Origin of the sequence: Paenibacillus sp. 2KB_22, assembly GCF_052115745.1 — a bacterium.
Taxonomy (GTDB): domain Bacteria; phylum Bacillota; class Bacilli; order Paenibacillales; family Paenibacillaceae; genus Paenibacillus.
On record NZ_JBFRHG010000001.1, the window covers coordinates 481830 to 504681 of the forward strand.

Annotated in this window: 19 protein-coding genes; 8 read left to right on the forward strand and 11 right to left on the reverse strand. The window is 43.7% G+C overall.

Features of this window, described 5'->3' with window-relative positions:
- Nucleotides 1-216 precede the first annotated feature (216 nt).
- Entirely contained in the window at nucleotides 217-1110 is an 894-nt protein-coding gene (locus AB4111_RS01970) for a TetR/AcrR family transcriptional regulator (protein ID WP_442030018.1), read from the reverse strand.
- A gap of 235 nt (nucleotides 1111-1345) precedes the next feature.
- Here AB4111_RS01970 and AB4111_RS01975 point away from each other — a divergent pair, with 235 nt between their 5' ends.
- Both AB4111_RS01975 and AB4111_RS01980 read left to right on the forward strand, forming a co-directional pair.
- Nucleotides 1346-1993 (forward strand): TetR/AcrR family transcriptional regulator, encoded by a 648-nt coding sequence (locus tag AB4111_RS01975; protein ID WP_442030020.1) that lies wholly within the window; start codon nucleotides 1346-1348, stop codon nucleotides 1991-1993.
- A gap of 20 nt (nucleotides 1994-2013) precedes the next feature.
- A complete protein-coding gene (locus AB4111_RS01980) occupies nucleotides 2014-4338 on the forward strand; it encodes an MMPL family transporter (RefSeq protein WP_442030022.1) in 2325 nt (774 codons plus the stop codon).
- Nucleotides 4339-4444: 106 nt separating this feature from the next.
- Here the strand turns inward: AB4111_RS01980 and AB4111_RS01985 are convergent, their stop codons facing one another.
- The 5 genes from AB4111_RS01985 to AB4111_RS02005 form a co-directional block, all read right to left on the reverse strand.
- Complete coding sequence (locus tag AB4111_RS01985) at nucleotides 4445-5200, reverse strand: gamma-glutamyl-gamma-aminobutyrate hydrolase family protein (RefSeq protein WP_442030024.1); 756 nt, start codon at nucleotides 5198-5200, stop codon at nucleotides 4445-4447.
- Nucleotides 5201-5443: 243 nt separating this feature from the next.
- Nucleotides 5444-6193 (reverse strand): methyl-accepting chemotaxis protein, encoded by a 750-nt coding sequence (locus tag AB4111_RS01990; RefSeq protein ID WP_442030026.1) that lies wholly within the window; start codon nucleotides 6191-6193, stop codon nucleotides 5444-5446.
- Nucleotides 6194-6198: 5 nt separating this feature from the next.
- Nucleotides 6199-7428, reverse strand: a complete 1230-nt coding sequence (locus AB4111_RS01995; RefSeq protein ID WP_442030028.1) for a HAMP domain-containing protein — start codon at nucleotides 7426-7428, stop codon at nucleotides 6199-6201.
- 243 nt (nucleotides 7429-7671) lie between these two features.
- Nucleotides 7672-9198, reverse strand: a complete 1527-nt coding sequence (locus AB4111_RS02000; RefSeq protein ID WP_442030030.1) for a response regulator transcription factor — start codon at nucleotides 9196-9198, stop codon at nucleotides 7672-7674.
- 63 nt (nucleotides 9199-9261) lie between these two features.
- Complete coding sequence (locus tag AB4111_RS02005) at nucleotides 9262-11025, reverse strand: sensor histidine kinase (protein ID WP_442030032.1); 1764 nt, start codon at nucleotides 11023-11025, stop codon at nucleotides 9262-9264.
- A gap of 206 nt (nucleotides 11026-11231) precedes the next feature.
- Here AB4111_RS02005 and AB4111_RS02010 point away from each other — a divergent pair, with 206 nt between their 5' ends.
- The 3 genes from AB4111_RS02010 (at nucleotide 11232) to AB4111_RS02020 (ending at nucleotide 14318) form a co-directional block, all read left to right on the forward strand.
- A complete protein-coding gene (locus tag AB4111_RS02010; protein ID WP_253435486.1) occupies nucleotides 11232-12545 on the forward strand; it encodes an ABC transporter substrate-binding protein in 1314 nt (437 codons plus the stop codon).
- A 68-nt stretch (nucleotides 12546-12613) separates the two neighbouring features.
- Nucleotides 12614-13486, forward strand: coding sequence for a carbohydrate ABC transporter permease (locus tag AB4111_RS02015; protein ID WP_062834362.1), 873 nt, complete (start codon nucleotides 12614-12616; stop codon nucleotides 13484-13486).
- Nucleotide 13487: 1 nt separating this feature from the next.
- The gene (locus tag AB4111_RS02020) at nucleotides 13488-14318 is read left to right on the forward strand and encodes a carbohydrate ABC transporter permease (protein ID WP_017688542.1); all 831 of its coding nucleotides are present in this window, start codon (nucleotides 13488-13490) and stop codon (nucleotides 14316-14318) included.
- A 170-nt stretch (nucleotides 14319-14488) separates the two neighbouring features.
- On the opposite strand, the gene helD is transcribed toward AB4111_RS02020, so the two are convergent.
- The gene (gene helD, locus AB4111_RS02025) at nucleotides 14489-16906 is read right to left on the reverse strand and encodes an RNA polymerase recycling motor HelD (protein WP_442030036.1); all 2418 of its coding nucleotides are present in this window, start codon (nucleotides 16904-16906) and stop codon (nucleotides 14489-14491) included.
- Nucleotides 16907-17317: 411 nt separating this feature from the next.
- Between helD and AB4111_RS02030 the strand changes: the two genes are divergently transcribed.
- The gene (locus tag AB4111_RS02030; RefSeq protein ID WP_442030038.1) at nucleotides 17318-18298 is read left to right on the forward strand and encodes an aldo/keto reductase; all 981 of its coding nucleotides are present in this window, start codon (nucleotides 17318-17320) and stop codon (nucleotides 18296-18298) included.
- 76 nt (nucleotides 18299-18374) lie between these two features.
- Here AB4111_RS02030 and AB4111_RS02035 read toward each other — a convergent pair whose 3' ends face one another.
- Nucleotides 18375-18746, reverse strand: coding sequence for an iron chaperone (locus AB4111_RS02035; protein WP_442030040.1), 372 nt, complete (start codon nucleotides 18744-18746; stop codon nucleotides 18375-18377).
- 127 nt (nucleotides 18747-18873) lie between these two features.
- Nucleotides 18874-19347, reverse strand: coding sequence for an HIT family protein (locus tag AB4111_RS02040; RefSeq protein WP_442030042.1), 474 nt, complete (start codon nucleotides 19345-19347; stop codon nucleotides 18874-18876).
- A gap of 335 nt (nucleotides 19348-19682) precedes the next feature.
- Between AB4111_RS02040 and AB4111_RS02045 the strand changes: the two genes are divergently transcribed.
- Complete coding sequence (locus tag AB4111_RS02045; protein ID WP_442030044.1) at nucleotides 19683-20201, forward strand: hypothetical protein; 519 nt, start codon at nucleotides 19683-19685, stop codon at nucleotides 20199-20201.
- A 200-nt stretch (nucleotides 20202-20401) separates the two neighbouring features.
- Here AB4111_RS02045 and AB4111_RS02050 read toward each other — a convergent pair whose 3' ends face one another.
- The gene (locus tag AB4111_RS02050) at nucleotides 20402-21442 is read right to left on the reverse strand and encodes an NAD(P)-dependent alcohol dehydrogenase (RefSeq protein WP_339261088.1); all 1041 of its coding nucleotides are present in this window, start codon (nucleotides 21440-21442) and stop codon (nucleotides 20402-20404) included.
- A 192-nt stretch (nucleotides 21443-21634) separates the two neighbouring features.
- On the opposite strand from AB4111_RS02050, the gene AB4111_RS02055 reads away from it, so the two are divergent.
- Complete coding sequence (locus tag AB4111_RS02055; RefSeq protein ID WP_442030046.1) at nucleotides 21635-22048, forward strand: MerR family transcriptional regulator; 414 nt, start codon at nucleotides 21635-21637, stop codon at nucleotides 22046-22048.
- Between the two features lie 151 nt (nucleotides 22049-22199).
- On the opposite strand, the gene AB4111_RS02060 is transcribed toward AB4111_RS02055, so the two are convergent.
- A complete protein-coding gene (locus AB4111_RS02060) occupies nucleotides 22200-22778 on the reverse strand; it encodes a TetR/AcrR family transcriptional regulator (protein WP_442030048.1) in 579 nt (192 codons plus the stop codon).
- Between the last annotated feature and the right edge of the window lie 74 nt (nucleotides 22779-22852).

Consider the following 22852-nt stretch of genomic DNA (forward strand, 5'->3'; position numbering starts at 1 on the left):
AAATCTTCCTTTCATAGTGAAGTTATTGAAATCTATGGAAATATATGTTCATTTCGATTATATACTACTCGTATATTTAATTTCAAATCCCGTAATTTAAACTGCACCATTTAACTGTTATAACAACAATTAATTAATATACTAATAGTATATTAATAATAACTACAAGCATAAAAAAAGCAAAAAAAGAGGTTGGCTTTGGGGCCAACCTCCAAATTAATTATGGTGCTTCACAAGTTCCAAATACCACCAACAGGCTTCGGTTAGTCTATTGGCTTCGGAGTGAAATGCACTTGATTTGTACTCTTTGTGAAATGCTTGAAGGACAACTTCGATTACAGGAATATTTAAATCCTCTTTATCCTGTAATAACGCCAAAAGTCCCTTGGAAAGTTGCTTTAATGATGTAGATTCCTTGGATTTTTGAACAATCTTGTTGAACTCATCCAATTCCTCCAACAGCTTGTTGATATCGAGACCATGATCACGGTTATGCTCATCGGCATTCAGAAAATAAAGAGACTGAACGTCAAAAATATGTTCATTTCTTTGGTGCATTGTTCTTAATATCACTTCGATGTACGTTAATACTTTTGGAACAACTTCGCTCCAAACCGGTTTTTGCGTATTTAGACTTCTTGAGGTGTTGGCAATCTGATGTAGTATGCCATAACACAATATTGCACCTTCGTTGGCATATAAGCTGATGTCTTTTCCATACACCTGAATCAAGCGTGTAGACAGCCAGTTTAGATGCACTTTAGCCAGTTTCGCTGAGTTGATCTCTCCGGCGTAAAAACCAGTCCAATACAATTCCCACACTCGCTCTTTGTCAGGTCCAGACATGGGAATGGCAATCTGATCAACAAGCAGAGCATAATCCGAAGTATAATGATTTTGTTCAAGTTCCTTGCGAATGAAAACATCCTCCTGCATACGCTGATCAATAATCGAATATAAACAGTCTTCTTTCGAACTGAAGAATTTGTAGAATGTACCTTTGGATACACCTGATTGATCCAGGATCATCTGGATTGTTGTATTTGCATAGCTATGCTCTAAAAATAGTGCAAGTGCTGTTTCCAATAAACTTTGTTTACGACTACTCATATCTCGTTATCGCCCCAAGTTTTTCTATTGATTATAACATTCAATTCCTCAGGAGTTGAAGCATTGATTCGTAGTATAACCGTCATACAAAATAATTGCACAATGGGTAAATTTGCACATTGGGCAACTTGTTGCTATGATAAACCTAACAAAGTGCATATTCAGTAAGTGTGCTCTTCTTAAAAGAATTAAACCATAGTCATGGTGTGGGAGGTGAACGCATAAGCGGAGAATAATGATCAAACGAAACTTGCGACATTTGAAGAAAGAAGCAACTGAAAAAGCACTTGCTAGTGCTGCATTTGAACTAACCCTTGAACATGGGCTTGATGGCTTTACGGTCGAAGATATCGTGCATCAGGTGGGTTGTTCACGTAGAACATTTGCTAATTACTTCACATGTAAAGAAGAAGCGGTAGCAAGAGGCGCAATATCCGTTCAGAATACAACGGAACTCGAAGAGTTACTTACCGAAATGCCTGATAATGCCTCCTTGTTAGACGTGCTGTATAACCTGATCAAGATGCAACTTACAACAGAACTAATTGGAAGACTTCATCAGCTACTATCGCTATCCCAGACCTATCCCGTGCTTGAACCTCATTACCTCGGAGCCATGCACCGGATGCAGACGCAGGCACAAGATACCTTATTAGACTTATCCAACGGGAAGTATGACGAGATCTATACTTATCTTCTGATCAACGCACTATATGGAACAATACTGCCATTAATTGATGGAAGACTCAATGTGTTGCTGCCCGGACAAGTCATTACTGAAGATACCAAGCCCGGTGCTATCACCTTCGATCAATTTTTGGAAACGACGTTTAGTCATTTGCGGGCAGGATTCGAACATGCCAACCATCCACATTCATCATAGAGGGAGTGTAAAATAGATAAATGTCTACATTATTATACAGAGTGGGGAAAACCGCTTTTAGCAAACCTGCCTACTTCATCATTGGCTGGGTATTGATTCTGGGAATTGTCATCTCCATGATCAGTATCAATGGTATTCACATCAGTTCTGAAATGAAGATTGAAGGCACTGAGTCGCAGAAGGTTCTGGATCAATTGGCAAAAGAATTGCCAGCCGCCTCCGGCGGTCAAGGAAGTGTTGTGTTCAAGGCACCGGACAACGAACGTTTAGATACGCCCGAACGTTTGGCTGCCATGATGAAAGGTGTTAATGAAGTTTACGCATTAGACAAAGTCCTTAACCCTGCCGATTATGCAGCTGAAGCGAGTAATTCAATGGCTTCTGCTGAGATGGCTCAGAATGCTCAGTCTGCGGGTGCGGCTCAATCCGCAACAACCACGCCTCCTCCCTACGGACCTTTGATGGTGGATGGTGTTCCTGTACCTGGTATGCTGATCTCTTCAGACGGCAGTATCGCACTGTTCCAGTTCCAATTTACAATCGAGCAGTCTGCCATAACGCAGGATATATTTGATTCCGTTATTCAATCCGTTATGACGGTAGAGAAAGGAACCAACATTACGGTCTTGCCAGGCGAAACGCTCAAAGCGGTATCGATTGGGGTCGGCTCCGCAGAGATTGTTGGACTGGTCATTGCTGTAATAGTATTGCTGATCACCCTCGGCTCCGTCGTTGCAGCAGGTCTACCTCTGATCACTGCACTCCTGGGTGTTGCGATCGGAGTAGGTGGAGCATTCTCAATCTCCAAATTCATCGAAATGCCAAGTGTCACTTCCGTTCTGGCTCTCATGGTTGGATTGGCTGTTGGAATCGATTACGCTCTCTTCATTGTTAATCGCCAACGTCGAATGATCATTGATCAAGGCTTGAGCGCAAAAGAAGCAACAGCCAGAGCCATTGGTACATCGGGCAGCGCAGTATTTTTTGCCGGGTTAACCGTCATTATTGCACTATGCGGTATGCTCGTCATTGGTCTCACATTCTTGTCTACGATGGCTTTGGTTGCAGCAGCCACCGTACTCATCAACGTATTCGTTGCTTTAACCCTGTTGCCGGCTTTACTGGGATTGGTAGGAGAACGCATCTGTTCCGCCAAAGCTCGTGAGAAAAGCACGAAACATCCTAAAGCCGCTAGTCACGGAGTTGCGGATAGATGGGTGAAATTCATTATCAAGAATCGTTGGGCTACCATTATCGCCATCATCGTTATTCTTGTTTTTGCCGCGACACCTATCACCAAAATGGAAATGGGTATCCCTGGCGCTTCCTCAGCGAATCTCGATACGGACGCAAGACAGAGCTATGATGCTATCTCGGAAGGCTTCGGAGAAGGATTCAACGGACCACTTATTCTGGTCGCAGAGCCTAATCAATCTTCCGCAAGAGTCACGCCGGAACTCTTGGGTGGTCTGATGATGGAGCTGCAAGGTCAGAATAACGTAGCACAGGTTACACCGCTCGGTATGACAGAAGATTTGGCTATCTTTAGTCTCATTCCAAAAACAGGTCCTAACGACACGCTCACTAAAACAATGGTCAGTGATCTGCGCTCGGCTGATTCGAGTATCGCACAGAACAATGATGTGAAGCTTGGGGTTACGGGTCTTACGGCTGTTAACATTGATATGTCTGCCAAATTGGCGCAGGTATTCCCTATTTATGTAGGCATTATAATCCTGCTGTCGCTGATCATCCTGTTACTCGTATTCCGTTCGATCATCGTTCCTATCAAAGCTACAATTGGCTTCCTGCTTAGTATCCTGGCTACATTCGGGATTACGACTGCTGTATTCCAATGGGGCTGGCTGCATTCGCTCTTTGGTTTCGATACCGGCGGACCGTTGCTGAGCTTTATGCCGATCATCGTGACAGGTATCTTGTATGGCCTCGCGATGGACTATCAAGTCTTCCTTGTTAGCTCCATGCGGGAATCATATGTCCACGGTCATCGCGGGACCGAATCCGTTGTTCATGGGTACAATCAGGTCAGTCGCGTGGTTGTTGCCGCAGCAGTGATCATGGTCTCTGTATTTGCAGGATTTATCTTCACCGATGATGTCATGATCAAGCAGATTGGTTTCACCTTGGCGGTAGGCATTCTGATTGATGCTTTCATCATTCGAATGGGATTGGTCCCAGCCATCATGGCTATTTTCGGAGACAAAGCTTGGGCCCTTCCGAAATGGCTGGATCGCATTCTGCCAAACTTGGATGTTGAAGGCGAGAAGCTAATTGCTTCCCTTCATGCTGAAGAGCATGCCAACACGAAGTCTGGATTAAAATAATCAGTCCACTACAATGGTAATACCAGGATTACTCATCACGACTAGATTCACCAATACAAAGACCTCCTCTGTTTTATAAACAGGAGGTCTTTTTTTCTGCTCCAAATTATGCAGTGATATCTTCAATATGGACATTATATCGCGGGGATTGAGAAGCATTAACGAACGCCGCAAATAACTTTTGACTAGAGTCATCTACTTTGTAGCTGTACTCTGGATGCCACTGCACAGCCAAAACAAATGAACGGTTCGGCATGACCACGGATTCGACGAGTCCATCTTCAGCGACTGCCACCGCCGTTAATTTATCCGATAACATCTTGATCCCTTGATGGTGATAGCTGTTTACTTTTATCGTATCTGTTTGCAAAATATCGTATAGGATATTATTCTTCTCAATATGTACATCATGTACAAGATTCGTATACGGCGGACTTTGCTTATGCTGAACGATCTTGTTCACATGAAGTTGAAGGCTAGTCGGAATATCTTGATACAACGTACCACCCAAAATAACGTTAAATAGTTGTAGTCCACGGCATATGCCAAAGGCAGGTTTATCAAGCTCAATTACCTTTTGTAATAATACCGACTCCATCATATCGCGTTCAATACATAACTCTCCACAGGTGACCTCTGCATGCTCATGATACAGCTCAGGATTGAGATCATGTCCCCCGGTGAACAGGAAGCCATCGAATTCATTAGCCAATGTTCCTATAATCTCGGTATCCGTTGTCAAAGGTAGCATAATCGGAATCCCACCTGCTCCCTCTATTGCGTTCATATAATCCGGAAGCATCCAGTAACTTTTTTTGTCAGTATCATATAAAGGCAGTACACCGATCATGGGCTTTTTCATGGCTTTACCTCCCAGCTCTTCATTCATTTTATCAGATCTCTTCATATATAAATTCACTGAATTATTGCATTATCCTACCTCTATTGTCTGCGAACCCGTTTCATCCGGAATGCTAGAAAGGATATGTTGAGGATGAGTGATCACATTCCTACTCCTCTCTCTAAGCTCAGCGCACAAAAGACGCTCCCTTTGGGGAACGCCTTTTGCTTAACACGTTTCGTTTCACGCTTACTTACTTCTACTCTAGAGCTTAAACCGGCGAACAAGTACTTGCATATTCTCAGCTGTTTTGGATAGCTGTGCAGAAGATGCAGATATCTCCTCCATTGCCGCCATTTGCTCTTGGGCTGCTGCTGAAGTTGTCTGAGCGCTATCAGCCGACACTTTAGAGATATGACTCATCGCGGCAACGGTAGCCGAGACTTCTTCCGTACTGGCTGACAACTGTTCGGAGACAGCGGATATATCCTGAATTTGATCCACGATATGAGTTGTATATTGTTCAATGTTGGATATGGTTGCAGAAGCTTCTTGACTGATCCGCATTCCCTCACCAACTTGATTGCGTACTTTATCATTCATAAGGGAGGTGGATTTGGCAATCAGATCGAGCATTTTGCCAATGGTAGCGCCAATGTCGTCCGCACTTTGTTTGGATTGCATGGATAACGTGCGCACCTCACCAGCAACAACAGCAAAACCTTTACCGTGTTCTCCTGCTCTTGATGCTTCAATAGAGGCATTCAGTGACAGAAGGTTGGTTTGCCGAGAGATATCCGCAATCGCTTCATTCATTCGATTGGCTTCGGCGGACAGACTGGACAGCTCATTAATCAATGCCGAGGTTTCTTCAACAGCTCCGAGAATATGTTCCATTTGTTCTCCGACCTGGTTAATGGTTTTCCCTCCATTAGCAACAGCGCGCTCCGTCTCTTCAGCGGAATCAACGATGGCACTCGCAGATTCTGCAATTGTACTGATGCCTCTCGCCATCTCTTCTACGGCATTCGCGGTTTGTTCCGAATTTTCCGCCCAACGATAGCTGACTCCGCAGTCTGGTGCATGGTTTCCGCCACATGTTGAACCGATTGGGTAGTTTGTTCTGTACTCTCCTGAATCATCTGGGAAGAGTGACTTAACAACGATGACGTCTGATGAAGTTCGGCAACCACCGATTGAAGGGAAATGGTCATCTGGTCAAAATCATTGGCCAATATGCCAAATTCATTTTCAGTTTTAAGATTAACCCGTTCGGACAGATTCCCTTCGCTTACGCTGCGAGTGGCCTTTCGCAGTTTTTGCATGGGTACAATAAACGATCTCAGAATGAAGAAAATAATAACTCCGGCAATCAATACCGATACAGCAATGACGGTTAGACTCGATACCATGATGGGTTTCGCTGCGGCGATGAAGTCTTCATGCCCCATCAAAGCAATGACATTCCAACCCGTCAAAGCATTAACACCGTTATATACCTCCAGATCATACGCCAGATCCGTTCTGACAAATTGGGAAAATGCCATCGGTTCATCGGAACTTGAAGCCGTATTCGGATGCACTGGAATTCCTTCGATGAGCGCTCCGCCGAGTTCTCCTCCCCCACCTTTTACAATGGCACCGGACCAAGCCGCGATTGTTCGATTGGCGTCAACCACAATCAGGCTCCCATTACCTCCGACATCCACAATCGATATTTCATTTGCTAATCGCTCCAGATCAAGTTTAATACTTGCTACACCTTGTTGATTTGAAAGAGCCTTTGAAATTTCTACATAAATCTTCCCGGATACCGGATCACTCATAATGCTCGAAAAATAGAGTGATCCATTCTTACTTTCACCATTGGTATACCATTCTGTGCTGCGCGGATCATATGTTGCATCCTCTACTGCTGGAGATGATATGAAATCACCTTGGTCGTTACCCACAGTTATAGCAAGAATATCAGGATATGTATCAGCTAATTGCTCAATTCCTACTTGTACCGCTTCGGTATTCGCCTGACTGGGAAGGGAACCATACATACTGTCTATATAACTCAATAATTCTGCTTTTTCCCCTACCAGATTGTTAATATGCTGTCCTGTCATCGTTAAAATTGTATTGATGGGATCTGTCATTTTTTGTTGCACCTGATCTTTGGCACTATGATACGAGAAATAACCGATTAGTGCAGTTGGGATAATAAGCACCGCAAGGAAAGCTGCAATGAGTCTAGTACTCATTAATCGTAAACTGGCTCCTCCTTTCTTATAAAATGACCTTTTTTTCTTTTCTTTTTCCAAAGTGAATCTTCCTCTCTGTATTCATTTTTAGTAAAATCAACCGGCAAGTAAACGCAAAAAAACCCATATATGTACACACCCAAAGAAACTTTGAGCATGTATATACATAGGTATTGCCTGAATGAATTCAGTAACAAGCCGTATTTGTTTCGTATTATAGCATAAATAAAAAGGGTTTGTTAGCTATGATTGGTTCTTTATACCAGGCATCTGTTGTTTATATTCCGTAGGACTTAGCCCCGTATACTCTTTGAACACCTTCGAGAAATAGTGTTGATCGCTAAACGATAGCAAATCGGATACTTCCTTAAACTTCATGTCTGGTTGGCTTTCCATCAGTCTGCAGGCTTCCTGAATGCGAAGCTGGGTGTAATACTGAACAAATGTAATTTGTGTTGCATGTTTGATCACTCTGCTGACATAAGACGGGCTGACGTGAAACTTCATGGCAATGTCGTTGATCGACAAGGGAGAGTATTTATTTAGTTTTACGTAATCGTCAATCTGTTCGAACAGTATCGCCTTGCTTTTACGAACGTGGGATTGCAGCATATCGAAACACTGTCCCGTCCATTCCGTTAGTTCCCGGCAAAAATCGGCATAGGACTGTGCCTGGACAAATTGTTTTGCCCGAAGCTCCAACCCCAATCTCATGCCCGAACCCTGTTCCTCGTACAGATAGGCAAACGTGTCTACGATCAATCCAATAAACCGCTCCACCTCGGTCATATGTACATTATCCTCTGCCCATCGATTCAACAATTCAGATAGCTTAAGAGCAAACCGTTCTTTCTGCCTGGCCTGTATCATCTGTACAAAAACAGATTCCAGCACCGGATCCAGACAGCCTGACTCGGATCTGGCCATCGACACCGGATTCCCGGTATCCAACACTATTCCTTGCTTCAACCGTTCCTGCTCAGACATAATGGACGACATGCGGTGATAGAGCTCAGGCAGATTACCAGACTCAGCGAATAGGAGTTGTCCTCCAATGATCGCATCGATGTCATGCGCAACCAAATGCCGTCGCAACGCTTCAAGACATTCATGTACGGAAGAGTACACCTCAAGTGCACTTTTGTTGACAAAAGCGATAAATTGATATGAGGTTTGACTGGTGTACACACGACAAGAATAGAATGTAAAAAAATTCTGCATGATAGCCTCAAGCTCCACCTGCACCCATCGTTCATGCCCTGCGGTGAAGGGTTGTTTACTCATAATAATCATCATCTGGCTGAATAAGGGCGGAAAATCCTCCCCTTGTTTCAGCGCAGTCTCACATTGGGGATGAATGATTTCCTGCAAATCCAGCAGTTCCTTGGACATCTGTTGATCAAGTTGGTCAATTACCCGGCCCATGACTTCTTCAAGCGCTTCTCGCTCGACAGGTTTTAGCAAATAGTCAAACACTTGCAGGTTCAATGCTTTTCTTGTGTATTCAAAATCGCTGTACCCGCTAATTAGAATGACCTTCAGATCCGGGTTGGCAAGCTTGGCTTGCTCAATCAGGGACAGTCCATCCATTTTTGGCATTCGAATATCCGTCAACAACAGATCAATCGATGACTGCTTTATCGCCGCCAAAGCCTCCTCTCCATTCGTTGCCGTAGCCGCTACACGAATCGGGAAGCTCAGCGTTTCCAAGAGCATTTTAATATTACGTAATATCGGTTTGCTATCCTCTACGATCATCGCATTATACATCGCCTTTGCCTCCTAGTCAGGTCGTGTCTCAAATCTGCTTGCTTCGGAGTTTTCATACACGCCCTAGTAAAAATCCTTTGTCAGTGAGCCGATGATTTGAATCGTTGCTCCATGTTGCTCTTCCGAATGATTGTTGAAAATATTAATAAAGAGCCGGTTGTTATACATTAGTTTGAGTCGATTAACACTGTTGATAATCCCCATATTACCAAGGGCTGTGGCACGGTCGGCAGTCTGGTTCATTCCGGAGCCCGATGCCTGAATATTGGCTATAATCTCCTGGATCTTATCTGGTGGAAACCCCTCTCCGTTATCCTTGATCTCCAAAGCCCATAATCCGTTATATTGCTTCACGGTAATCCGGATATGCCAAGGCGGCGCGGTGTTGGCAAAGGCATGTTCAATGCAGTTTTCCACAAACGGCTGAATGACCAACCGTGGCAACCGGATTTCGTTCGCCAGCTCGTCAGCACAGATGTCCCATTCCAGATCCTCCTCGTACTTTTGTTGTACAAGGGACAGGTAATGTCTCGTATGTTGAAGCTCCTCAGCCAAAGTCACATGCGCGTATGGTGAAGAGACAATATAACGCAGACTGTCCGAGAGATGTTTACACATATCAGATACAACTTTGGTCTTCCCCTCTTGGGCGGCAATACTGATCAGATATAGAACATTATGAATAAAATGAGGTGCGATCTGGGCTTGCAGCGCAGAATTACGCGCCTTTACTTCTTCATGAAGCGCCGATTTTTCCCGGTCAATGGATTGTTGAAGCCTCTCCATCAGATCCTGAAAGGCTTCATTCAGCAACAATAGATCGTTATTTTTCGGCGTTTCATCCACTTTCAGATTCATATTGCTGTAGTTCATGCGCCAGATCTGGCTGCGTAGCTTGCGGATAGGCAGCAGCAGATTACGCGTCGACAGGAAGATATACACGAACGAAACCAGCATCAGTGCTGTAATCAGCAGGATGGACATCGTCTGAACCGAATGGATCGAGCCTAGAACAGATTTTTTGGGCGTTATGATGTATGTAATCCAACCTGTACTCGGTGACGTAGAATGTGTGACATAATTGTCGTCTTTGTCGACATCTAATCCCTCGTCTAATGCAGGCTTCATCCAATTGGCAAATGTCACACCCGCTTCCGTGCCTGTCATCTGCTCTCCTTGTTCATTCAGAATATAGACATCCCCTGCTGTAATGCCTTCCGTTAGGTTCTGTATATAAGCTTGTTCCATCTGAATGCTAAGATAACCGTACACCTTGCCATTCTGATCATTGATCGTACGAACAAAGGAAATGGTATCGACTTGGCGCAGCAGAACAAAACCACTCTCCGTCCAATCTCGTCCGACTTGACTACTCTCCATCATGGTGTTCAGGATGGCGGGCGGATTACCCGAACCCAGATACGACGTCAGGAGAACGCCGTGATTGTCATAGATGGACATGTCCTTGATATTCATGCTCGGCCCGATGGCCTGGAACATGATGTCTTTAATGATCCGAATCTGTTTCAGTCTTTCATAATTACTATGTGCTGAGGAGCTCTTGTCCATGGCCGCAAAAATATTTTTGCTGGATAATATTCGCTGCGACATCTGGTTCTGCTGCTCCACGTAGAGGTCCACTTGCTCTCTTACCTTCGTAGCGGTCACGAGCGTATCCTGCTCCGTTTTCAATTTGAGCGGGCGGACAACGATCACATTCACATAAACGATAAAACAGCCCAGCACAAACAAAAGCAGAGCCAGAAACGTCAAAAACACCTTCGTTTGCAAACTGAATTGGGTGGTTTTATGTATGAACTTTGCCATTATTCGAGATGCCCTCCTGTTCTGACATGATGTGAAATCCCTTACATTGATGCCTACTCTATCACGGTACTCCATGAAATGATAGCGATTTCAAGTTCAGGATTTTACACATCAACGTTCAAGCACAGACATGTACCGGGGAGAGAAAAGAATCTATAATCGGACTTGTAAACGGATTCACTACACGTTTTAGAGGGGGATTTGCATTGAAAACAATAAAAAGAAAAAAGGCGATTTCCATTATTCTGGCCAGTTTATTATCCATCTCATTAACCGCTTGTGGTTCAGGGGATACGGATTCAGGTACAGCTGCTGGCGGGGACAGCAAGAGTGGCAAAGTCACATTGGAGCTGGCGATCTCTAAAAGTTCTCAGGACTCTGCCTTCATCCAGCAGGACATTCTCGATGCATTTGAAAAACAAACGAACATTCGCGTCAATTTGCAGCTGATTCCAGCGGAACAAACGACGACAGTACTGCAAACCAAACTGGCTGTAGATGAAACACCTGATATCATTCAATACAATCTGGCGAGTGCTGTCACGGATCTGAACCTTGAACGTAACTTCGAGATTCTGGACAACGAGCCTTGGGCAAGCAGAATTGTGAACAAGGACGTTCTCTCTTCCGGTGGTCATCTCTACAGCTTCCATGTTAGTCAGGATACAGGGATGCAAGGGGTTGTTTACAACAAACAAATCTTTGAAGAACTCGGTTTGTCGATCCCAACGAACTACGAAGAATTCCTGGCCATCTGTGAAAAAATCAAAGCAAGTGGCATTACACCTGTATTCATGCCTTACAAAGATGCCTGGGCTGCCAACATCTGGCCCGCTGCAGCTTTTGCCGACTTTGTAGCCAAAAATGATCCGACGTTTTTTGATGAGTTGAATAGTAACAAGAAAAAATGGTCCGATATTCCCGAATTCAAAACATTTCTGGAACAACAGTATGAAGTGTACACCAAGGGATACACCAACACCGATGTACTTAGCGACAGCTATGACATGGCAGTAGGTAAATTCCTAAACAAGGAAGTAGCCATGATGTTTATGGGCGATTGGTTAATTGAAGGCGTGGCCGAGCAAGATCCAAATATGGAACTGGGCGTATTCCCGATTCCATCGTCGGATAATGCCAGTCTCGGTGCAAGTCCACTCGGCGGACAACTGTTCATTCCGAAGAAATCCAAACATTTGGATGAGGCGAAGCAGTTCCTGGACTATATCGCTTCCAAAGATGTCGCACAACAGATCGTGGATTCCAAAGGATACGTATCCAATTTCAGTGACGTTACTACACCGGAACTGCCGGCATACAAACAGGATATTGTAGACAATTACATTACGCCGAAGAAAACCGTGCTAACAACGGATGCATACATGCTGGTTGATCGCAGTGAATTGTACCGATTGTTGCAGGATCAATTCGCTGGTGGATTGTCACCAGAAGAAGTGCTGAAATCCTGGGATGAGAAGTTCAGTCAGCTGATGCAGGATAAAGGCGTAGAAGGTTTCTAAAGAGTGAAATATAAGGCAGCATAACATGATCGAACGTTATGCTGCCTAGCTATAACGGAGTGTGAGACATGAAAAGGACTAAAAATCTGTACTCGTATTACATGATATTTCCCGCACTGATTATCTACTCCATCTTTTTCGTTGTGCCCGCTCTTGCCGCATTTTATTACTCATTCACGGATTGGCGGTTGGACCGGCTGGAGTTGAAGTTTATCGGGTGGGATAATTTCGAGAAAATTTTCTCAGACAAAACGTTGATTCTGGCGCTGAAAAACACGGCGATATTTGCGATTGTCACTGTCGTTGGCAAGAATGTCATCGGCCTATTGCTGGCCGTTGGACTTAACATGCGATTAAGAACAAAGAACCTGCTGCGTGCGATCTTCTACTCCCCTTCCATTCTCAGCATACTCGTGATCAGCATTCTGTTCACTCCCATGTTGCGTACCGAAGGTACCATCAACAATTTGTTGGAATCTGTAGGATTACATTCGTTAAGCCAAGCTTGGCTAACCAACCCATCGATTGTAATCTGGACGATTGCCATCGTCTCCATCTGGCAGAGCGCCGGGTTCCAGATGGCCATCTATCTGGCTGGTCTGCAGTCCATTTCCCAGGAGTATTACGAAGCCGCCAAGATCGATGGAGCAAGTTCGTGGAGAAGTTTTTTCAAAATCACACTGCCACTCTTGCTGCCGGCTATTAACATTAACCTGATGCTGACATTAATCGGTGGACTCAAAGTATTCTCCGAAGTATATGTCATGACCGGTGGTGGCCCGGGTAACGCTTCCCAGGTCGTAGGTACGATCATTCTGCGATCTTTCGGCGAAGGCAACTGGGGACTTGGAACGGCGGTCAACACCCTTCTGTTCGTAGTCGTTACCATTATCGCTATACCGCTATTGATCTTCATGCGGCGTAAGGAGGTTACGGAATAACATGGGCTATACACGCAAACTCGCCATTCGCAACTATATCGTGGAAGGCTTCCTGATTCTGGCCTCTCTTATCGTTCTGTTGCCGCTTGTCATTCTGATCTTTGGTTCATTCAAAACCAGCGCCGAAGTGCTCAGCTTCTCCCTGAGTTTCCCGGAAACATGGCAGTTCTCGAACTATGTTCGTGTCTTCCAGGAAGGCGGTCTGTCGCGAGCATTCTTCAACAGTATTTTGATTACTGGCGTATCTTCCATCATTAATATCGTTGCTTCTTCGGCAGCGGCATTCATTCTGGCACGTCGGGAAACCAAACTATCCGGCACGATCTACATGTATTTCTTCATGGGACTGATTGCACCAATGTCGATTATTACGACCATTCGTGTTGTACAGGGATTGGGATTCTACGGCAGCATCACAAGTGTTATCCTGATCTATGCCGCGTTAAATACAGCCTTCAGTGTCTTCTTGTATAGTGGATTTATCAAAACCATTCCACGAGCGTTGGACGAAGTGGCTTTTCTGGAAGGAGCAAGTGTGTTCGGCGTGTTCTTCCGCATCGTCACACCGCTCATCCTGCCCGTTAACGCAACGGTAGCAATCATGGTATTCATGTCCGTATGGAATGACATTACGATTCCGGTGTACTTCCTGACAGACAGCTCCACATGGACAATGCCACTATCAATTTACAATTTCTACGGCAAATATAGTCGGGACTGGAACCTGATCTTCGCCAATCTCGTGCTCACTTCGTTGCCTGTATTCATCCTGTATCTATTCGGGCAAAAATATATTGTCAGCGGCCTTACTGCCGGTGCAGTAAAAGGTTAAACCTTATATTCTCGCAGAACTTTAATACGTGAAAGAATTTGAGAAAATTCATTAGGCATTTTAAAAATGCATAACGATAGACAAAGAAAAGACCCACCTTAATCGGCGGGTCTTTTCTTTGTCTGTTTTGCTACACCTTTTTACAACAACGTTTAACGCCTTCACGATTATTATTTTTGATAGGTGTCATACAGATTCGCAGGTAACGCCTGCACAAACGGTGACCACTCGTTCGTCGTGTAGAGATGAAGTCGGTGCATGGCCCGTGTGCAGGCCGTATATAGAAGTTTACGATCATATTCCTGGCTGTAAGCTTCTGGTGAAGCATCATAGACCAGGACAGCATCGAACTCGACGCCTTTCGCGAGGTACACAGGAATAACCATGATTCCTTTTTCAAAAATCTGTGTATCCTTCGTTATGAGTTGTAACCCTTCGCCTCCTTGACTTTGTAACCTTTCATGGGCTTCCTGGCTTTCAGCCGCGGTCTTCGTTATTACAGCGATGGAATCGAACCCCTCTGCCTTAAGCGCAGTGATGTCTGCCAGAATACGCGCACCACGCTGCTTCTCGTCCTTCAATCTTGTTAAAAGAGGCTTCTGATCTCTCCTTTCAAACGGTCTAATCTCTTCTCCCCCTGGCAACATGTGTCTCGTGAATTCAACAATCTCTTGGGTTGAACGATAACTGCGTACCAGGCGTATCAACGTGGTTTCAGCTTCTCCATAAAGGTGGATCAATGGCGAGTTGGACGCTGCTAACTCCGTAGCCTGCATAAAGATTGCCTGCCCGAAATCCCCCAGTACGGTCATGCGAGCACGAGGGAACAGTTTCTTGAGATATTCGTATTGAAACGCCGAATAATCCTGACCTTCGTCCACGAAGACATAACGAATCTCTCTATTCGTCCGAACGCCCTCGATCAATTCTTTTACATATAGGTAAGGAGTAGCATCCTCATGGAAAAGCTTGTTCTGGAGGATTATCTCTTTGGTTTGTTTGCATATCTCAGCCCAATGCTGCGGGGGGATTGCCCCATTCGTTCGTTCCCGATAAGCGGCTTCATCTGCAAATAGTTGTTCATATATACCTTTCACATCCACGAACTGGAATTTCCGCACACTCTTTCTTAAAGGTTTAAACATGTTTTTCACCAGTTTCTGACGAAGCAATTCCTCTTCCCGCACTGCAAAGTTAAATGCACCCTCATCTTGCTCTGCGCTGTTATTACCGTTATCCCGTGCTGCATACTTTTCCGCGACATCGAACACAGGCTTTTCTTTGTGAAGCATACCGTAAGCTTCCACATACTCATCGGTGTCCAGATAATTCAACTCCTCCTGAACCCAGTCTGCTTCTCGTTCCAGACGTTCCAGCGTAATGAGTTCTCTCAGCAGCCATTCCTGCACAAGAAGAATTCGGTTGGACAGTGTCAGATTTTGATCCAAACTGTAAAACTTGATCTTGATTCGGTCTGCAGTGATGAACTCACGTTCCCGAAATCGAATCCCATTGAACAGCATCCCCTCTCCTCCCAACCACTTACCGTAGTTTTGGAGCACTTGAAGGAATGTCTCCGAAGCTTTATACTTGATCGCCTCCATACGAGCTTCATATCCTGGATCTCCCTGGGCTGTCAGCACATATTCAATCTGATCAAAGGCATCCTCTGGTCGTAAGGAGGAATCCAGCCAATAATTCAGATATTCCTGAAAAGTGGTCTGCTGCATGTTCTCTTCGCCAAGTTCCGGGAGTACGGTGGAGGTATAACTGGTAAACATCGGATTCGGCGAGAAAAGTACAATCTGATCTGCTTTAACAGTCTGGCGGTGTTTATATAACAAGTAGGCCACTCGCTGTAACGCAGCGGACGTCTTGCCACTGCCAGCTGCCCCCTGAACGATGAGCATTCGGCTTCGGTCATCACGGATAATGGCATTTTGTTCCTTCTGGATGGTTGCTACAATGCTTTTCATTTGTGAGTCTGCACCTTTGGCGAGTACTTGCTGTAACAATTCGTCACCGATCGTCTCATTTGAGTCAAACATGCTAAGAAGCTGCCCGTGTTGGATCTTGAATTGACGCTTGAGCTCCATCTTACCCTCGATCTGTCCTGAAGGAGTGTCATAACTTGCTGGCCCGGGAGAGTGATCATAATACAAACTCGCAATTGGCGTACGCCAGTCATAGATTAGAAAGCTCAATCCATCTTCATCCATGAAGGAAGATACACCGATGTAGATCTGTTCGGTAAATGTCATGCCTTTTTCCTTATAATCAAAGCGACCAAAATAAGGTGTTGGAAGCAGTCTCTTTGTATTTTTCCATTGCTGTGTTAACAGCTTGTGCCCGCGCTCCCTCTCGGCCAACACTCTGGATTGCTGATTAATGGTATAGAATGCATCTTCAAAGTCCGTGTATGAACCCGTGTTAATCGTCACTTCTTCCCAAAACCGTTTACGAATTTCGGCAGCCTGTTCATGCAGTCCTTCAACCTTCGGTTCAAGCTCGTCGAGTCTTGCCTGAAGCTTGCTCCTTACCTGCACTAATCTTTCCTCTTCCAACTTCCATTCAACGGTTTTATCCATGAATGAGTCCACTCCCTTTTCCATTTATTAGGACCCCAAAAAAAAGCATTGACAAATCGGAATGTCGGATGTAAAATTAAATTAGGAGAAATAATGATTCATCCTTTTTACATATTCGAAATGTCAATTGCGCTATAGATTATATCATGGCGTTTTTTCTAGTTCAATCTTTTTTTCACTGTCTGAGTTGGAGTTCAATAATAATAGATCATACATAAGATGTCCCTTGAGTTACAGGGGGGCATCTTTTATTATGTCCTCTATCTAACGGATTCTAGGATTGTGATAGGATTAGGCAAAAGTTTGATAGAAATGTGGTACACGCTGGTTCATTCCTTATGACATAATAATGTGTAAATAGGTCACCATACAGGTGGCAATAATAAACATTAGAAAGGATTTGAACATAACATGGAATATACGAAACTTGGTAACACTGGTTTGGACGTATCTCGATTTTGCTTAGGATGTATGGGATTTGGAGATGCCAGTAAATGGGTTCATCAATGGGTATTAAATGAAGAGGATTCTCGTCCCGTGATCAAAAAAGCGCTGGATCTGGGCATCAATTTCTTTGATACAGCGAATGTATACTCTCTGGGTACGAGCGAGGAGTACCTTGGTCGGGCGTTAAAGGATTACGCAAATCGGGATGAGGTAGTTATTGCAACCAAAGTACATGGTCAAATGCATAAAGGACCCAACGGTTCTGGCCTTTCTAGAAAAGCCATCCTGAGTGAGCTTGATAAAAGCCTGAAACGATTGGAAACGGATTATGTAGATCTGTATATCATTCATCGTTGGGACTACAATACGCCTATTGAAGAAACCATGGAAGCCTTACATGATGTGGTGAAGTCCGGGAAAGTAAGATATATAGGGGCTTCAGCCATGTTCGCTTGGCAGTTCCAAAAGGCATTACATGTAGCAGAGAAACATGGTTGGACCAAGTTTGTCTCCATGCAGAACCACTTGAACCTCATCTACCGTGAAGAGGAACGCGAAATGTTACCTTTATGCAAGGAAGAAAAGATTGGTGTAACTCCATACAGTCCTCTTGCTTCAGGCAGGTTAACTCGTGACTGGTCCGTATCAACGCTTCGATCCGAGACAGACGAAATTCAGAAATCCAAGTACAATGCGACCAGTGATGCAGATCGACTTGTTGTTGAACGGGTTGCATCCATTGCAGAAAAATACGGTGTCCCTCGTACACACATCGCACTTGCGTGGTTGCTACAAAAAGATACTGTAGCGGCTCCAATCATCGGTGCCACCAAATTATCACATCTGGAAGATGCTGTAGGTGCTCTTTCCGTTAAGTTGACCTCAGAAGATGTGACATTCCTAGAAGAACCTTATGTACCTCACCCTGTAGTAGGTGCTCAATAATCGCTTTTGGTGCTTATAATGTAGAAGACCCCTTCTCTCCACTTACGGAAGTTGGGGGTCTTTTTATGTGTACGATTTATTTGCGCCAAAATGTTGAACATTCTGCCTTATCCGCGATATTAAACTCAATCATTCTCTCAAGCAACGAAAAATCAATTTCCTGCTTCCACTTCATCCGCACCAATTCTTTGGTGTGATCATAACCGGCTTTAGTGATCTCTTCCGAAAAACGATTAATTCCTGCCTTCTCGGGAGCAACAGCCAGATGTTGCTTGGATACACTAAAACCAATAATGAAGGTATCATGGTCGGTAAACATCGGTTGGTTCCAAGCTATTTTTTGTTTTAAATTCGGGAATCTTTCAGTGATCCAGTTCAACACTTCTTCCGTTCGTGCCTGGTGTTCCGGGTTATCGATGCGTGCTATAAATTCTGCAAAGGTCTCCATTGGTTTCCCCCTATATCATGAAATATACTATCTAATTTGCCCCATTCAAACTCATTCTATCATGAATATCTAATTCAAACCCCCTTATCTGCCCGATAACTCAAAACGATAAGTAGCTTGCTAGACTTTAAATGTTTTCCTTAATCCAAGAACGCAACTGTTCAGCACAGAATGCGCGTTCATCTGGATCGGATTGAGAACCCTTTGTCAGATAAAGTTGATCATTCACGTATCTGGGATAAACATGCAGATGATAATGCCATACATCTTGATTACCTGCAGGTTCATTATGCTGTCGTGTAGAGATTCCTTCACATCCATATGTACTTTTCATTGCCAATGCTGTAAGTTGAGTCGCGCGATGAATTTCAACAGCGTAATCCGCAGGTAGTTCAAAGATGTTCTCGAAATGTTGATTTGGAACAATAAGAACATGTCCTTTATTGTTTGGCCACCATTTGCCTGCTATAAATGCCGTTACCATTTCATTCTGATAGATAATATCTCTTTGTTTGGTTCCCTGATCAGGTCGCTCGATACCCCAGATACCACAAAATGGACATTCGTATCCTTCAGGCTGATGTGAAAATGCTGCTGTCATCTTTTAAACTCCACTCCTTTCATGTTTCTCCACCTAGTTATCAGACGTATGCAACTTCTTTTCGTTGCGATATTCTACACGTTAGATTTAGCTAGCTTCACACCTATGTCTGTAGCAAATTCAAGATAGAATATTATAATAACAAACAACCTATATAATTGGTAAATTATTCAGATAGATCTATTCCCTTTTTTTGTGTTAACCTCTCTAATGTTCTGTACAAAAAACGTTATGGGGGTTACATAATTGAAAGTTTTAATTTCATTGGGAGGAGTATTAGTTCTCGTAGCTGCAGAATTACACTTCATTCTGACTAACGGAAGCCATAAAATTGCATGAAAAAATATTCTAATATTCTCATAGTCCTTGTGGTTCTATTGATCATTGGTTCAACTTTTATTTTAATTCAAAACTCAACTCGCAAGAAAGAAATTGCGGTCAATTCGGATTATTATACTAGTTTTGTTTCGCGAGTACAGAATCTTGATGATACACTTTCTCAAAACAGTGAGGTACAGTCTACTGGAGAAATCGAGCAAATGTTTGATGTTTATACTTCCATCATTTTAATAAATGACCGGTTAACGCTCATCAAAGAACATACTAAAAATTTCTCTGATTATATCAATATTCTTATCAACGACTTTTTAATATTTAGAAATGAATATGGGTATCTTCTAAGGGATCAATTAAAAGGTAATCGTGCAGATTCTGAAGTACGTATAAAAGTAGCCAAACAGATCAAATTATTCCTGAATGACTTGCCTAGAGAATACCACGATTCAGAAGAATTTTCTGATCAGTTCAGTGCCGCTGCTAAGTATATTAAGCCATTGCTGCATCTTAACTTTTAATTTATTTGAGCCGCCGTTGCGGCTCTTATGCCGGCTACCTTTATTACTTTAGCAGGCAAGTTTTTATATCCATGCCTAGTAAGAACATCACCATGAGGGTGGGTTATAGAACGACCCTGAAAATAACAAACAGAAGAGCAGCTGACCTTATCGGTAGCTGCTTTCTTCTAATTTTAAAGATCAATAATCACACTCCACACTTACATGGTGTTGATATCAATAACAAAGCGATATTTCACGTCGGAAGCCAGTACACGCTTATAAGCTTCGTCAATCTGATCAGCCGAGATAACCTCAATGTTAGGCGCAATATCATGTTCTGCACAGAAATCAAGCATCTCCTGCGTCTCACGAATGCCACCAATCATGGAACCTGCGAATGAACGGCGATGACCGATCAGAGAAAATACGTTTACGGCTAATGGTTCTGCAGGAGCACCCACGTTCACGAGTGTACCATCGAGCGTAAGCAGTGAGAAATACGCGTTAATGTCAATATTGGCACTCACCGTGTTAATCATCAGATCAAAGGTTCCTGCAAGTTTTTCGAAGGTCTCCGGTTCGCTTGTGGCAAAGTAATGATCTGCACCAAATTGCAGTCCATCTTCTTTTTTGCTCAAGGATTGGGAGAGGACCGTTACTTCCGCACCCATCGCATGTGCGATTTTGACAGCCATATGACCTAGACCCCCCATACCTACAACGGCAACCTTCTTACCTGGGCCAGCTCCCCAGTGATGGAGTGGTGAATACGTCGTAATACCGGCACACAGCAAAGGTGCAGCTGCATCAAGTGCAATGTTATCAGGGATGCGAACGACGAAATCCTCTACGACAACAATATGAGTTGAATATCCACCTTGCGTAGGCTCACCGTATTTGTCTACTCCAGCGTAAGTTTGAATATTTCCTTTGAGACAGTATTGCTCTTCACCTTTGCGGCAGTTAACACATTCACCACAAGAGTCGACCATACATCCGACCCCTACTCGGTCACCAACCTTATATTTGGAAACTCCGCTTCCTACATCAGTTACAATCCCGGCAATTTCGTGCCCAGGAACGAGTGGATAGTTCACTGGACCCCATTCACCGTGGGCTGTATGGATGTCAGAATGGCAGATACCGGCATATTTAATCTCGATTAATACATCATTGGTATCCAGATCACGTCGTTTAATTTCAGCACTTCTGAATTGTTGGTCTGGTCCGTCAACGGCTCTGGCTTTAGCTATAATCAATGGTATAACCTCCTCGTAATTTAAAGTCCAAAATAATCTTACCCCCTCTAGTTAACTCTAGGTCAAATGCTTATCTTATTTTTTTATATCCAACGTACTTTGACATCCTATAATCCAACATGGTAGAATTCACTCGGATCAATCCTAGAGTTAACTCGAAGTCTACCCCAAGTAGAAAGGAATTCATTCTAAATGACCTATTCAATCGGTGAAGTTGCCAAAAAATTAGACCTTACGGTATATACATTGCGTTACTATGATAAGGAAGGACTTATGCCTTTTGTAGAACGTACCACGAACGGAACTCGGTTGTTCAAAGATTCAGACATCGACTTTCTAAAGATCATTCAATGCCTGAAGCTGACCGGGATGCCAATCAAGGACATCAAAGATTTTATTGAATGGTGTTCTGAAGGGGACTCCACCCTGAAGCAAAGATATGATATGTTTACGGAACGAAAAGCTAGCGTTGAAGCACAAATGGAGGAACTAAGAAAAACCATGGAAGTCATTGAGCACAAATGCGCCTACTACGAAACTGCTCTGAAGGCTGGAACTGAAGAGATTCACAGATCCAAACCAGCAGTAGATGCCATCACCAATTGATGATCATCCTTTTCATTTCTTAAATGGGTACAAAAATAGCAGCTTGGAGTCCTATAACGGATTACAAGCTGCTATTTGGCATATGTCTAGGCTCATCATATAGAATAGCATTTCAGGGATATGCATTTGTATGCGTGTAGAGCTAGCCGTCTCATTTTTTCAACAGTTTTATCGATAGATTGATAATTCGATTTAATTTTTCTTTATCCGTCGAGGTTCTGGTCATGGCTCGGATGCCGACAGAAATATTGTGCAGGTACTCTGCCATTTCCTTCGCATCATGGTCTGAGGAAAATTCTCCATCCCGCTGTCCCCATTCGACGATCTGCTCGAACATTCGCTCTGTATCGTTAAATGATTCAAGGGACCGGGTATCTACGTCCGAATCGCGTGTGCCCAGTTCTACTGCCGAGTTCACGATCAGGCAACCCGATGGTGTATCCTCTGCTTTACTGATCAACAATCCATAAATTGTATGCAGTGCTTCCACTGCCGTCTTGGACGCTTTAACTTCTGCAAGTAATGTAGCACTGATCTTGCCTTTATAACGATCCATAGCCTGCAAGAACAATGTATGTTTATCATCAAATGTATCATATATACTTCGGCGATGTATTCCCATATGCTCCACAAGGTCACTCATCGACGTCTTCTCGTAACCTTGTTCCCAGAAGATCTTCATTGCTTTATCCAACACTTCGTTCACTTCAAACTCTTTACTTCTAGCCATTTGACTTCCCTCCCAAAATCAATCTAACACATCGGGAACGATCAGTAAATAAAAGATGCAGATAACTCTTCCCT

Bases quoted from the DNA above. Each gene is read 5' to 3' on its own strand.
- AB4111_RS01970 (WP_442030018.1), bottom strand. From the start codon at position 1,110: ATGAGTAGTCGTAAACAAAGTTTATTGGAAACAGCACTTGCACTATTT.
- AB4111_RS01975 (WP_442030020.1), top strand. From the start codon at position 1,346: ATGATCAAACGAAACTTGCGACATTTGAAGAAAGAAGCAACTGAAAAA.
- AB4111_RS01980 (WP_442030022.1), top strand. From the start codon at position 2,014: ATGTCTACATTATTATACAGAGTGGGGAAAACCGCTTTTAGCAAACCT.
- AB4111_RS01985 (WP_442030024.1), bottom strand. From the start codon at position 5,200: ATGAAAAAGCCCATGATCGGTGTACTGCCTTTATATGATACTGACAAA.
- AB4111_RS01990 (WP_442030026.1), bottom strand. From the start codon at position 6,193: ATGGCGAGAGGCATCAGTACAATTGCAGAATCTGCGAGTGCCATCGTT.
- AB4111_RS01995 (WP_442030028.1), bottom strand. From the start codon at position 7,428: ATGAGTACTAGACTCATTGCAGCTTTCCTTGCGGTGCTTATTATCCCA.
- AB4111_RS02000 (WP_442030030.1), bottom strand. From the start codon at position 9,198: ATGTATAATGCGATGATCGTAGAGGATAGCAAACCGATATTACGTAAT.
- AB4111_RS02005 (WP_442030032.1), bottom strand. From the start codon at position 11,025: ATGGCAAAGTTCATACATAAAACCACCCAATTCAGTTTGCAAACGAAG.
- AB4111_RS02015 (WP_062834362.1), top strand. From the start codon at position 12,614: ATGAAAAGGACTAAAAATCTGTACTCGTATTACATGATATTTCCCGCA.
- AB4111_RS02020 (WP_017688542.1), top strand. From the start codon at position 13,488: ATGGGCTATACACGCAAACTCGCCATTCGCAACTATATCGTGGAAGGC.
- helD (WP_442030036.1), bottom strand. From the start codon at position 16,906: ATGGATAAAACCGTTGAATGGAAGTTGGAAGAGGAAAGATTAGTGCAG.
- AB4111_RS02030 (WP_442030038.1), top strand. From the start codon at position 17,318: ATGGAATATACGAAACTTGGTAACACTGGTTTGGACGTATCTCGATTT.
- AB4111_RS02035 (WP_442030040.1), bottom strand. From the start codon at position 18,746: ATGGAGACCTTTGCAGAATTTATAGCACGCATCGATAACCCGGAACAC.
- AB4111_RS02040 (WP_442030042.1), bottom strand. From the start codon at position 19,347: ATGACAGCAGCATTTTCACATCAGCCTGAAGGATACGAATGTCCATTT.
- AB4111_RS02045 (WP_442030044.1), top strand. From the start codon at position 19,683: ATGAAAAAATATTCTAATATTCTCATAGTCCTTGTGGTTCTATTGATC.
- AB4111_RS02055 (WP_442030046.1), top strand. From the start codon at position 21,635: ATGACCTATTCAATCGGTGAAGTTGCCAAAAAATTAGACCTTACGGTA.
- AB4111_RS02060 (WP_442030048.1), bottom strand. From the start codon at position 22,778: ATGGCTAGAAGTAAAGAGTTTGAAGTGAACGAAGTGTTGGATAAAGCA.